Origin of the sequence: Bacillus sp. ISL-18, assembly GCF_018613415.1 — a bacterium.
GTDB lineage: Bacteria > Bacillota > Bacilli > Bacillales > Cytobacillaceae > Neobacillus.
The window spans coordinates 189,553-202,922 of the sequence record NZ_JAGGQG010000004.1; the positions used below are offsets into that span (position 1 = coordinate 189,553).

The window sequence follows — 13,370 nt, forward strand, 5'->3', positions numbered from 1 at the left end:
ATCCCCCTTTTAACTACTAATTTTTTAGTAAATCTTTTAGATTTTTCTTCTTGTCACGAGGTAACATCCTAAATTCTAGGTCAACTCCACATTCTTCCATCTCTTTAAAATTTGCTAAGTCTCGGTCATCTACCGCAACTAAGTCGGTTAGTTTTCGCTTTCCTTCAGAAAAACGCAACCCGCCTACATTAATTTCCTTTAATACGCCCCCAGAACTTTTGACAAGTTCTAGCGCGTCATCTGTGTTTTTCACGAGTACCAACACTCTACTTTTTTGGGATTCAGCAAATTTTTGAACAATTTCACCTGACTCCTGTACCCCGCGGATGTATAATTTTACGTTATCGGGTTTTGCTAAATTTAAGGCCATTGCCTTCATCTGATCATTCTTCGCCTCATCATTTACCACGAGGATGACATTAATCTCCAATGCTTTACTCCAGCCGTAGGCTACTTGTCCGTGAATTAAACGGTCGTCAATCCGTAATAATGAGATCATCTTCATCCCTTCCTTCCTGTGTTTCTACTAATTTATTAATATGAATAATTCCTTCTTTGGCAGAGCGGACTCCTTCGTTAATCATGTCCTCGATGCTGAGTTCATCCCCTGATAAAATCATGGTCAGCATCATTGGAAGGTTTAAACCTGTAATAATATCAAAATCCTTATGTTCCATCAGGAGCTCGGTACAAATATTTGTAACGCTTCCTCCAAAGACATCCGTTAAAACAATAAAATGTTCATCCTTCTTTTTCGCAGTTAAAATCTTTTTTAATTCCTCTTTTGCTAAATCACCGGATTTTAGTTTAGTCATTCCAAAGTATGAAACATTCGAAGTCTTACCTGCAATTAGTTCTAATGTTTCAATAAATGCTTTGGATAACTCTCCGTGTGTAGCAATCAAAAAATGCTTCATTTCATAACCTCCTTTGTTTCTTACACTTTATAACGCAAGAAGCATGCCAAAATTATGGCATGCTTTATCGTTTTTTGAATTTTTCGCCTAATTCCTTTTGTAGCAAGGTGTTGTGCTTGGTTCTATAAATAAGTTATTTAATCTTTTGAAACGTCATCTGCACACTATCATGATCTTTCAGCACACTAAAACATTTTTGATAGCGACGCTTTCTTTTGTGTGCACACGATTAATTAATCGGTCATCTCACTTCCTTTTAAAAAGAAATCTTGTCCTAAATCAACAAGATGGTACCTTCGTGGAAAGCCCCAAATACCGCAATAACGCAGCCAAGGAATCTATTCGGGGTTACTAGAATAGTTCCAATCAATATAAAAAGCACGGGATCAGTTCCCGTGCTTTTTAGCGGCCGAACTCGGCCCCCTTCTTCTTTTAGATCTATCTTCACGTGTCCTTATAAAGACAGAATTAACGCTCCCGTCTATTAAAGCAAACGAATAAGAGGTTCTATTTCGATATCTTCTTCTTGATCTGATTTGGAGGTTAAGTCCTCTGCAATTGGTGTTTCAATGATTTTCTTGACCTGTTCCAGAGAATGCGCTTGTCCCAATGCCCACATTAATTTGGGAACAATGGCTTCTGTATTCATATCCTTAGATAATATAACTTGATGCTGAGCTACCTTACGGCCCACTTCATATAGAAGCAGGTCTTCCCCTTCTTCCAGGCATTGCGTTGTGATAACGACCGCAATCCCCTTTTCCGTAAGCTCTTGGATTTTCGAAAGCAAGTTCCTTCCTTCAAAAGGCAAGCCACCGTTTCCAAAGCTTTCAATGATAATTCCTTTATATAAATCTTTTAGACAATCAAAAGTCTCAGGCTTCATACCAGGATATAATTTCATCAAAAATACATCGGTACATAAGTTAGCATGAAAAGAAAACCTTTTTGAGGTACGAACAGGTTTCCATTTATAGTTAATTTCATTTCTATCTATGTAAGCTACATATGGATGGTTAATACTTTCAAATGCATCATAACTTTTTGTTCTCATTTTAACTGCTCTTGTTCCAAGAATAACCCGGCCATCAAATAGGACAAATACTCCGCCAATATTCTCACAAGCAAACCGTAGGGCATCGGAAACATTTTTTTTCGCGTCCGTTTGTTTGAAACAGATCGGGACCTGCGATCCGGTCAGCACAACCGGTTTTTCCAGACCCTGCAGCATATAAGAAAGGGCTGCGGATGTATACGCTAACGTATCTGTTCCATGTGTAATGACAAATCCGTCATAATTATGATAATGGGTATAGACGGCCTCAGCGATTTTTATCCATTGCTCTGGCTGCAAATTGGTACTATCAATATTCATTAAAATTCTACCGTCAACATGTACATCACTTGATGTTTCTGGTAAAAAGTCCAAGATTTCTTCAACAGATAATTCTGGAACCAGCCCCTCATTCCTCTCCACTGAGGCAATTGTTCCACCGGTAGCAAGCAATAAAATCTTCTTCACAAGCAACATCTCCATTGAAAAGAATGGTCAAGATTTACGCGAAACGCGTATTTATACTAGCTATTATATAACTAAATTAAGAAAAATCAATATATTGTTCTCGTTTCGCGCACGTGTTTTCTAGTATTCGTCAATTTCCAATGGTATAATAAATCCAATATTAAAAAGCTGGAGGCCTGAGAACATGCTGGAACGTTTATCTGTATTAAGAAAAGAGCGAAAATGGTCCCTACAAGAAACAGCCGACAAACTTGGGATAGCAAAAAGTACTTATGCCGGTTACGAATCAGGCTATCGTGAACCCTCCCTCCTCTCCTTATTACAAATTGCGGATCTATTTGATACAACGGTTGATTATTTATTACGAGCAGATAAGGACGATTTGATTGAGATTACAAATTTTTCAAGCAGCCATTCTCACAAACTTTCAATAGATGGGGAACATTTGTCAGCCGATGAATTAATCGATTTTGTCTCTTTTGTGAGAGTGAAAAGAATGTTGAGAGCAAAGGAAATCAAAAAAGAGGCCTAGATAGGTAAGATCCTCAAAAGAAACATGGGGACGGTTCTTGTGCTTCCAAAAAAAAGAAGCATGAGAACCGTCCCCATGCTTCTAGTACTTATTTAGCTCCTGAATCGGTGTTTGGATGATGACTGGGCTCTTTGTAGGGTCCAACCATTTTAGGATGTTGACAACATTAGTTTGTGATGTTGCGGTACAACCCAATGTATAGCTGCTGCCAATGTGGAAGAAGATTGCACTGCCTTTATAAGGAGTTCGTTGTGCATTGTATCTAATAACGAAGCCGTAGCTATAGGCTGCGATATTCATGTTTTCAGCACTCTTCCATTGACCTTGTGTATTACTTCTTGATTGCCAAGTGTTGTAAAGTTTTGAAGTTGGATCATCTACCCAAACATCATCGCTTGTGATTTTTCTGTAAGGCAGTTTGGTTCCTGGATTAGCATAACGTCCAAATGCGGTTCCAATTGCATACTTCCCAAGTGGAGACCGTTTACCGCCTTCACTCATATTTGTGTAAGTGGCAAAACCATACTTACCAATATAGCCTGTTGTGGTTAACACAGGTACCCATTTACCAAGCGAATTTCTCTCAAAGGTACGAATTTCAGCACTTGAAGTATTGTAACCATTAGCTGTTACAAGAATTAACTGCTTGTTGCCTCCAACTGTCTTCAAACCTTCGGCCAAATTCTTAGTGGTTAAGTATTGATTGGATGCCCAACCTGTTTTACCACCAACAGTTACCTTATCCCACGCACCTTGCGTTTGTGAAACAGTGACAGCTTGGTTTTGCTTAACGGTTGTGACAATTGCGTAGGTAGTTCCCGGACCCGTTCTGACATTCAAGGTGGTCGCTGTTACATATTTTGTAACGGTTGTTGCAGCTTTAACCGGTTTCACTATAAGTAGCCCTGCAAATAAAACAAACATCGCAACAAAGATTGCCAATCCCTTTTTAAACATCTACTTACCTTCCCCATTCTAGTTATACTATCTTCCATTCTAATTATATAACAATCACATCACTCTATTTCAATAGGGATTACGTCCCCTTCCACTTGCCAGGAAGCATGGGGACGGTTCTCGTGCTTCCTTATTTTTAAAAAAAGAAATTCTATCAATCAATCTCCCATCCAACGACACGATTTCGACCACATTCCCTATATGCTATACTACTCAAACGTTTGTTTAAAAACACCAAAACTATATGTCCTTCCCTGAATTTATCCTTTAAACCCAGAAAAAGAATGTCGAATAGATTTTCGAACATTTATAGATAAAATGACAATTTCCCGGAAAATTCTATAGAAATCGTTTCACCTTCCATCATTCTTCCCAATTCCTACTGATTCGCTATTAAACAAGCGTTTGATTAATAGTGAGTTAAACCAGCATTAATTCTGTATTTTCATCCCTAATGGTTTGAAAGAAATGTCGAGAACGAAGAGAATTAAGCCATTTTAATTGCAGAAAAACATTTAATCTATTCTTTCAATCTCCCAGTTGTGTTCAAACACCGAATACATCCCTTTAGTGTGAACGAAACAAATATTCGGAACCCATCCAGCGACAATCTTAGCCTTTCATTAGGTTTATACGGCTGCAGGATCATTAGAATTCCATTAAAAATAATTTTTTTCTAGAAAATAGGTTTAGTAAATAAATAGTGTGGAAGCTACAAAAGGGAGAGTAAAAATTCAGTTACCGAGGAGGACGCAAATGTCACAAAAGACAAAAAGTTCATTGTCTCGACGGAAATTCATTCAAAATTCCAGTTATGTAGCAGGCGGGCTAATCGGAGGAGGTCTCCTAGGGGGCCTAGGAGGAATCGTTGGCAGAAACATCTTTGGACATGAAACTGCCACCACAACCGCTACCCCATCCAAACGAGTTGCAGACGAATCCTATAACCACGCTTTTATGTATTTCACGAATCCGGCCCAATTCGAGGTACTTAAAGCAGCTATCGACCGAATCTATCCGGAAGACGAAAACGGGCCGGGTGCAACCGGGCTTGGCGTTCATTTCTTCATTGACCATCAACTAGCAGGGACCTACGGCCATAATGCAAGGGACTATATGCAAGGACCCTTTGCACCGGGCTCCAACTTCCAAGGGTATCAGTCGCCACTCAAACGTCACCAAGTATTCGACGTTGGCCTCGATGCCTTACAAACTTACAGCCAGAGTCAATACAAAAAGGACTTCCCAGACATCACAGACAACCAAAAGGACACAATCTTGAAGGCGTTCGCAGAAGATAAAGTCCCGCTAAAGGGGGTAACATCTAAAACATTTTTCAGCATTCTCCGGGCACTTACCCTAGAAGGGGTATATTCGGACCCATTATATGGCGGAAACCGTAACATGGAGGGCTGGAAAATGAAAAAGTTCCCTGGCAGCCAAATGGCCTATATCAACCAAATCGACTCGAAGAAATTCAAAACCATCAAACCACAAAGTTTACACAAACATTTTAACTCATAATGAATTGGATGACGGAGGATTAAAAATGGCGAAACAATTACCAAAAACAGATGTAGTTATTGTGGGTGTTGGCTGGGCAGGCGGAATCATTGCGGCCGAGCTTGGAAAACAAGGGCTAAAAGTAATAGGCTTAGAGCGCGGCAGAGAACGAAGCATCAAAGACTATACCATGATCCACGATGAACTTAGATATGGAATCCGCTACGAATTAATGCAGGATTTATCAAAAGAAACAGTCACCTTCCGCAACACTCTAAAAGAACAGGCATTGCCCATGAGGCAGCTGGGATCCTTCCTGCTCGGTGAAGGCCTCGGGGGTGCAGGAGTTCACTGGAATGGACATACCTTCCGCTTCCTGCCTTATGATTTTGAAATTAAAACCCAAACGGTCAACAAATACGGGGCAGATAAAGTAAAAGATTTACAGATTCAAGATTGGGGTATTACCTATGATGAACTCGAACCCTATTATGACAAATATGAAAAAACGGCCGGCATCGGCGGGGAAGAAAATCCATTTGCGGGTAAACGTTCCAATCCCTACCCAAATCCACCGATGAAGGACACACCCTTAACGGAGCGTTTTAAAAAAGCCGCGAAGAATCTGAAGCTTCATCCCTATCAAATGCCATCAGCGAATATGACAAAAGCCTATGAAAACCCGTATGGTGCCAAAATGGCTCCTTGCCAATACTGCGGTTTTTGTGAGCGGTTTGGCTGTGAGTATGGGGCAAAAGCAGATCCAACGGTTGCGGTGATTCCTTTTGCAAAAAATACAGGGAACTTCGAATACAGGACTTACTCCAACGTTACCCAAATTCTTCATGATGGTAAAAAAGCAACGGGTGTCCGCTACATAGATGTGCAAACAAATGAGGAATTCATTCAGCCGGCGGAAATTGTGGTCTTAACAAGTTATGTTATGAACAATGCCCGCCTTCTATTAACCTCTAAACTTGGAAGACCTTACAATCCTAATACAGGTGAGGGTGTGATTGGCAAAAACTATTGTTATCAAATCAACCCTGGAACACAAGGCTTCTTTGAAGACGAAGAGTTTAATACTTTCATGGGTGCCGGTGCACTTGGGGCAACTCTTGATGATTATAATGGCGATAACTTTGACCATTCCAGTCTCAATTTTATTCACGGAGGTTCGATTACCCTGAATCAGTCGGGCTATCGTGCCATTCAACATAACCCGGTTCCAAGTGACGTGCCAAGCTGGGGAAAAGAATTTAAACAAGCCTCGCTTAAATATTTTACTCGTTCTATCAATATCGGTGCACAGGGAGCCTCCATGCCAACCAGGATGAATTATCTTGATTTGGATCCAACTTATAAGGACGCGTATGGACAGCCCCTATTACGCTTAACATATGATTTTACGGAGCAGGACAAAAATTTATACAGCTTTATCGGAAAACAAACGGACAGAATAATGAAGGAGATGGGCGCTTCCAAAATCAATGACCGTAAGACACTCGAACATTATGATATTGTCCCCTATCAGACAACGCACAATACAGGCGGAGTTATTATGGGAGCGGATCCAGGAACGTCTGCAGTGAATAACTATTTGCAAATGTGGGATGCGGAGAATGTCTTTGTAGTAGGTGCATCGGCCTTTCCACACAATAGCGGATACAATCCAACCGATACCGTTGGTGCTCTTGCCTATCGGGCTTCAGAGGGGATTATAAAATACAGCAAGCAAGGCGGAATGTTAGTGTAATGAAGTAAAGCGGAGGCGCGCGGGTCAGCTTTGCACAAGTTGACGGGCGTTATCCGCAAGTTAGCTTCTGCTTTCCGCAAATTAGCTTACACTATACACAAGTTGGCCGGCTTTCCGCAGATATAATTTCTAACACTATTAAAAAAGGGAGCGATAAATAATGGGATTCTCAGGAATTGGTATACCAGGATTAATTATTATTCTCGTTATCACACTAATTGTATTTGGTCCAAAAAAGCTGCCGGAAATTGGTTCAGCATTCGGAAAAACATTATCAGAATTTAAAAAATCAGCCAAAGATATTATGGATGATCACGATAAGGAAACCGTTTCAAGTACCGATAAAGACAAGCAAAGCCTATTAAAAGAGTGAGGAGGAAGCTAAATGGATGCGGAAGAACAACCCCTTGTCGAGCATTTGATTGACCTAAGAAAGTCACTGCTCCGCTCTCTGGTGTTTTTCGTCCTTTGTTTCGCAGCCTCCCTGCTTTTCATCAATAAACTGGTTCCGATCATCACGCAAAATCATGAGCTCGTGATGATGGGACCGCTTGATGTGATTCGGCTTTATACAGGGATCGCTGCTAGTGTCAGCCTGGGTTTGTCGCTGCCTTTTATTGCCCATCAACTCTGGCTGTTTGTCAGACCCGCGCTTACGGAAAAAGAACGGAATGCAGCTGTGAAGTTTCTACCGGCGATTAGTTTAAGCTTTATTGGCGGACTATTATTCGGATATTTCGTGATCTTTCCAACCATCTATCACTTCTTGATTGATATGGGGCAAGAACATTTCAAAATGTTCATTTCAGCCAAGGAATACTTTTCGTTTCTATTAATGTTCACGATTCCATTCGGATTTCTATTCGAGGTGCCTCTGGTGCTTTTATTCTTGACCACCATCGGAGTGATCACTCCCTCTTCTTTGGGAACGATACGAAAATACGCTTATATCGCACTAGCAGTAGTTTCAGCCGTCATCACCCCACCAGACTTTTTCTCACAGCTAATAGTACTGGTACCATTAATCGCACTCTACGAAATGGGAGTATTCTTATCAAAAATGAAATGGAAACAAGGGGACGGTTCTTATGCTTCGGAAGCATGAGAACCGTCCCTATGCACCCCACTCGTGAAAAATATTAATCAATTGTTCATAGACCGTTCATAATTAATTAGTAACATAGTTAGCGGGTAAACGAACCAATACCCGAAGAAGGAGGAGGTCCAGCCCCACGCGCTGGACTTTTTTATGCCTTGGAGTTCATAAATTCTATACCATCGCTTGCCCTTTATCTTAACGTCTAAACACAAAAAAGAAGCAAGAGAACCGTCCCCTTGCTTCACACCAGCAGCCTTTCGCAATCTTCTACGCTTAGGGGGCGGCTGAATAAATAGCCTTGAAATTCGTCACAGTCGATTTCTTGCAAGAAGGTTTTTTGGACTTCTTCTTCTACCCCTTCGGCTATTACTTGGAAGTTCATACCTTTTGCCATTAAAACGATTAATTTAACAATATCGGCATCCTTCTGGCTCTTTTCTAAGGAAGAGATAAAAGAACGGTCAATTTTTAAACGATCGATTGGGAATTGACTTAAATAATGAAGTGAAGAATACCCCGTACCAAAGTCATCCATCGCAATTTGGAATCCCATTTGCTTTAAGAAAGTGAGTTTCGCAAGATTATTCTCGATCGGGCCCATGGCAATGCTTTCTGTAATTTCCAATTCAATATGATTAGGGTTGGCCCCAGTTTCTTTTATAATTCGCGATACTTTCTCGATAAAATCATTGTCATGAAATTGTAAGGATGAAATATTAACGGCTATTCGTAAAGGAGATATTCCTTTCTTTTCCCAAGCAACCGACTGCTTACATGCCTCTAGTAAAACTTTCTCTCCCAGTGGTACGATGAGACCTGTTTCCTCAGATAGAGGAATAAATTGCGAAGGTGGTACCATTCCATAGCCAGGTCTTTCCCAGCGAAGTAACGCTTCTACTCCTACAATTTCATTGGTTGGTATGGAAATCTGGGGTTGAAAATATAGAAAGAACTCATTCCGTTCCAAACCTTTTCGAAGTGAGCTTTCTAACTCCACCATTGATTCCATACTCATTGAACCACTGTAGATTTTAAAATGATTTTTCCCCTTTTCCTTCACCTTGTACATAGCCGTATCTGCTTTCATTAATAAGGAATCAAAATCACATCCATGGTCAGGAAAAATGGATACCCCTATACTTGGAGTAACATGGAGTTCAAACCCTTCAATATAATAGGTTTCCCGTAAGGCCTTTAAAATGTCAGCAGCCTTTTTCTCGATTTCTGGAATCGTGGTGTTTTCCACTAATAACGCATACTCGTCACCGCCAAATCGACAAACTAACTCATGGGGTTCTAAACAGTTAACAAGTCTTTTCCCTACTTCTTTTAATAATAAATCCCCATACGAGTGCCCAAGACTATCATTAATATGTTTAAACCGGTCCAAGTCAAGAATCATTAAGCCCATTTTCTTTCGCCCTGTCTTATCATTAATGGCAAGTAATACTCTTTTCTCCATAAATCGCCGGTTGGGCAGCCCGGTGACCACATCATGATAAGCCATCTGTTCCATCGAATTGAGCGTTTCTACTAATCTGTCGGTGCGCTCTTTCACTTTCAATTCAAGCTCTTCGTTTAAAGTATTAAATCATTTACTAATTGATTATTCTCTAATAAAGTGAATAATTGCCTTAATATGACTAATAAAACACTTAAAAACAGCCCCACCACAATGGGATGTGTTTTATATAGTAAAGATATGACATAAATAGAAAGAAAGAGCACACTTACATAAGGAAGACTATATCGAAAAATCATCCCTTTTTTCCGGCGTTTCATTCTGGACGGTTTCGTGACAGCTGGAACGTGATAAATTCCTGCTAAGCCTATTAAAAGGATCGAAAATATCCATAATGGTTCATTTAAGCTGCCTACAGAGTACAAATTCATTACTTTTAAATAGGAAAAGATGGAATCCGCAACAATTTGGATGAGAAAACCTGATATTAGCAGAAAGGACGTACCTTTCTTAAAAATATGATTTGAAGCAATAAAGAAACTCAACACTCCGAAAAGTACACCTAAGTCTAAGATGGGATAGAGTAATTGTGTAAAATTAACAAGAGAAGATTGATGGTGAATCAACGGATCAATAATATAAATCCAGCTAAATGTCGTGGCAACGGACATAACGATTAACATATCCAAAAAAAAGCGGATTGTTAACAAACTACTTCTTATTTTATTCATTAACACAAGGAGAGCCAAAAAATAGAAAACATTTTGTCCAATCCAAAATACTCCTGGGAGATTATTCAAATCGCCATTATTCTTAAGGATAAATGCTTGAAAAGCCCAAATGGAAGTGCCCACTAAGTAAAAAATAATTCCCAAACCAAGGAATAACCAAAAACTTTTGGCTGTTCCTTTATGTTTCAAAAAAGTGGACAACAGCCATATAATAGATGTGAGGCAGGCGATAACTTGGAACGTCACACCGCCCCAATCCAATAAAGTTTGTCTATCATAAAATATCGTATTCCAAAGCACGTTAGCTAGAATAAAAATAAAAATAAAAGAATACGCAAACTTTTTTGTTTTTAGACTGAACATATGCCTCTCCATTCTTCATTTACGTGAAAATTAGTTTTCTCTTTTTCTCCTGTTGGCTTTTTACGATCCAACTATACATGTGCTTATTTTGATAAATTTCCTTTGGGAAAAGGATAGAGGGAATCACGTAATCTCCTTTATAATAGATTTTATCACTAACCGCCTGTAACGGAATCTTATATACGTTTCTTAATGCTTTGTAAAAAACCCTTTCCAGTAAAACAACGCAATACTCTACGTTATGCTGCTCCGTATACTCTACAAAAACCGATAATAAGCGTTCTAAATTCTTTCCTCTGTACTGTTTTAAGATAGCTACCTTATCAATTTCGACCACTGCGCTTGGATTGCTAGTAAGGTATTCGACCGAATGAAAAGGAAATACTGTATTAATATTATTTTGGCTATCTAAACTATAAGGTTTAAACTCAATCGTTCCCACATTTTGATTCTGCGCATCGGTGATAATAAAGCGATCAGATTGAATATCTTCATTCTCTAGAACAAAACCTTTTTCCAGCCAACAATCCATCCAGATTTCATTAAAACTATTTAGCAACGCCAAGGAATCTACCTTTATGTACATGGGACCCTCCTACAATTTTCTACAAACGTTTACAATTCTAGTATACATTCTATAAGGAGCATTCCTCTAGTAGGTATTTCCATTTTCAGCATCCGAATGCCCACATTTCTAGAGTTGTATGTTCATATTGAACCTTGTAATCTTTCTAAGCCCTCAATTTTTCCTATGATTGTCCAGTTGATGAAAAAAATAAAAAACCCACAATCTGTGGGTTTTTAGCTGGCTGAGAACAATCGAGTATGTTTAAACAGTAAATTTTCTAATATGCTGCTGTAGTTCCCCAGCCATATTTGATAAAAAGTTGGACGAATCCGTAACCTCTTTCATCGCAGCAGCTTGTTGTTGACTAGCCACTGCCACTTCATCTGTACCGGATGAAGTCGTTTCTGCTATTTGAGTAATTAACGTAATAGATTGTGCCATTTGTTCTGTGCTTGCAGCAATTTCTTGGACCGCTGCCGAAACTTCTGAGGTTTGTGTGGTCACTTGATTGATGGCTCCCTTAATCTCCCCAAAAGATGTTCCTGCAATGTTAACAACCTCAATTCCTGCTATAACTTCTTTTGTAGCATCATCCATTGTCTTAATCGATTCTTCAGTTTCCTTTTGCATAGTGGATACTAATGTGGATATTTTTTGGGCAGATTCTGCTGACTGTTCAGCTAATTTTCGTACCTCATCAGCTACAACCGCAAAACCACGTCCATGTTCTCCAGCTCTGGCTGCTTCAATAGCTGCATTTAAGGCTAGAAGGTTTGTTTGGGCGGAAATACTTGTAATTAATTCAATGATCTGTCCGACTTCTTTTGACCGTTCTCCTAATCCTTCTAGCTTATTGGACAGCCCTGTAAAGGTTTCATTAATAGAATTCATCTGCTGGATGGCCATGTCAATTGTCTTTTCACCTTCTGAAGCTTTTTCAGAAGCATTCAGAGAACTGGAGGAGACATCTAACGAATTATCCGCAATTTGTTGGATCCCAATGGCCATTTCACCAATCGATAATGAGGTTTCTTCCACTGTATGTACCTGCTGCTTAACTCCTTGAGCTACGCGCTGCATGGTCTCGCCAATTTGAGTGGATGCCGCACTCGTTTCTTCTGCACTCGCTGACAACTGGTCAGAGGAAGCGGCAACCTGTTCTGCATTGATTTTAACTTGTTGGATTAATTGTCTGAGATTACTAACCATCTCAGTGAAAGATCTCGATAAATCTCCAATCTCATCATTATTATTAACATGCATATCTTCTAAAGTTAAGTCACCCTTAGCAATTTGATGGGCCACATTTACTAGTTTTATAATGGGTTTAGAAATCATCCTGCCCATGATAAAAGCAACAATTGCACCCAATATAATGGCAATCAATCCTAAAATTAACACCCAGGTTTTTACAGAATTGACCTTTTTGGTATTAGCCGCATTTCCTTGGTCTAACAATTTCTGCTGGAATATATCTAATTCGGCAATTGTTTTATCTAAACTAGTAATCACCTGGTGACCTTGAAGATTAGATAATTTTATATATTCATCGGTTTTATTCTGCTGTTTAAGTAAAACCTGTTGATTACCTATAGTAAAATATTCACTTTCTGATTCCTTCACACTTTTTAACAACTTTTTGGCCTCGGGACGAACCATTATGCTATCCAAGTTCTCACTAGCTGTCACAAACTCTTCGTGTGCCTTGGTAAAATTGCTTAGTGCTTCAGGATCCTTGGTTATCAAATAACCTCTGATGGAAACCTGTTCTGTTTTGATAATACCGTTTAATTTCTGCACTAAAATAACCTTATTAGCCTTATCATTAATTAGATTATTATAATTGTTATCAATGGAGGTTAATTGCGTATAACTGATGACCACCGTCACTGCTAAGATGATTAAAACGGCAAGAAAACCAAAAAATAACTTTTTTCCAATTGTAAATCTCATTATTAAT

13 protein-coding genes are annotated in these 13,370 nt (G+C 39.3%); 5 read left to right on the forward strand and 8 right to left on the reverse strand.

Annotated features, from left to right (window positions below; translation table 11 throughout):
• Positions 1-16: 16 nt before the first annotated feature.
• The 3 genes from J7E81_RS08430 to J7E81_RS08440 form a co-directional block, all read right to left on the reverse strand.
• Positions 17-499, reverse strand: coding sequence for a PTS sugar transporter subunit IIB (locus J7E81_RS08430; protein ID WP_215041714.1), 483 nt, complete (start codon positions 497-499; stop codon positions 17-19).
• Complete coding sequence (locus J7E81_RS08435; RefSeq protein WP_215041715.1) at positions 477-917, reverse strand: PTS sugar transporter subunit IIA; 441 nt, start codon at positions 915-917, stop codon at positions 477-479. The genes J7E81_RS08430 and J7E81_RS08435 overlap by 23 nt, the downstream gene beginning before the upstream one ends.
• Positions 918-1,401: 484 nt before the next feature.
• Positions 1,402-2,439, reverse strand: a complete 1,038-nt coding sequence (locus J7E81_RS08440) for an asparaginase (protein ID WP_215041716.1) — start codon at positions 2,437-2,439, stop codon at positions 1,402-1,404.
• A 184-nt stretch (positions 2,440-2,623) separates the two neighbouring features.
• Between J7E81_RS08440 and J7E81_RS08445 the strand changes: the two genes are divergently transcribed.
• Positions 2,624-2,971 (forward strand): helix-turn-helix domain-containing protein, encoded by a 348-nt coding sequence (locus J7E81_RS08445; protein ID WP_215041717.1) that lies wholly within the window; start codon positions 2,624-2,626, stop codon positions 2,969-2,971.
• A gap of 81 nt (positions 2,972-3,052) precedes the next feature.
• On the opposite strand, the gene J7E81_RS08450 is transcribed toward J7E81_RS08445, so the two are convergent.
• Complete coding sequence (locus tag J7E81_RS08450) at positions 3,053-3,928, reverse strand: SH3 domain-containing protein (protein ID WP_215041718.1); 876 nt, start codon at positions 3,926-3,928, stop codon at positions 3,053-3,055.
• A 756-nt stretch (positions 3,929-4,684) separates the two neighbouring features.
• On the opposite strand from J7E81_RS08450, the gene J7E81_RS08455 reads away from it, so the two are divergent.
• The 4 genes from J7E81_RS08455 to tatC all read left to right on the forward strand — a co-directional run bounded on the left by J7E81_RS08455 (position 4,685) and on the right by tatC (position 8,292).
• A complete protein-coding gene (locus J7E81_RS08455) occupies positions 4,685-5,452 on the forward strand; it encodes a gluconate 2-dehydrogenase subunit 3 family protein (protein WP_215041719.1) in 768 nt (255 codons plus the stop codon).
• Positions 5,453-5,477: 25 nt separating this feature from the next.
• A complete protein-coding gene (locus J7E81_RS08460) occupies positions 5,478-7,187 on the forward strand; it encodes a GMC family oxidoreductase (RefSeq protein ID WP_215041720.1) in 1,710 nt (569 codons plus the stop codon).
• 160 nt (positions 7,188-7,347) lie between these two features.
• Entirely contained in the window at positions 7,348-7,560 is a 213-nt protein-coding gene (tatA, locus tag J7E81_RS08465; RefSeq protein ID WP_215041721.1) for a twin-arginine translocase TatA/TatE family subunit, read from the forward strand.
• Positions 7,561-7,572: 12 nt separating this feature from the next.
• Complete coding sequence (gene tatC / locus J7E81_RS08470; protein WP_215041722.1) at positions 7,573-8,292, forward strand: twin-arginine translocase subunit TatC; 720 nt, start codon at positions 7,573-7,575, stop codon at positions 8,290-8,292.
• 235 nt (positions 8,293-8,527) lie between these two features.
• On the opposite strand, the gene J7E81_RS08475 is transcribed toward tatC, so the two are convergent.
• The 4 genes from J7E81_RS08475 to J7E81_RS08490 form a co-directional block, all read right to left on the reverse strand.
• On the reverse strand, positions 8,528-9,844 hold the full coding sequence (locus J7E81_RS08475) for a putative bifunctional diguanylate cyclase/phosphodiesterase (RefSeq protein ID WP_308162181.1): 1,317 nt from the start codon (positions 9,842-9,844) through the stop codon (positions 8,528-8,530).
• Positions 9,845-9,864: 20 nt separating this feature from the next.
• A complete protein-coding gene (locus tag J7E81_RS08480; protein ID WP_215041724.1) occupies positions 9,865-10,842 on the reverse strand; it encodes a hypothetical protein in 978 nt (325 codons plus the stop codon).
• Between the two features lie 19 nt (positions 10,843-10,861).
• Positions 10,862-11,428, reverse strand: coding sequence for a hypothetical protein (locus J7E81_RS08485; protein ID WP_215041725.1), 567 nt, complete (start codon positions 11,426-11,428; stop codon positions 10,862-10,864).
• Between the two features lie 243 nt (positions 11,429-11,671).
• On the reverse strand, positions 11,672-13,363 hold the full coding sequence (locus J7E81_RS08490; RefSeq protein WP_215041726.1) for a methyl-accepting chemotaxis protein: 1,692 nt from the start codon (positions 13,361-13,363) through the stop codon (positions 11,672-11,674).
• Positions 13,364-13,370 lie beyond the last annotated feature (7 nt).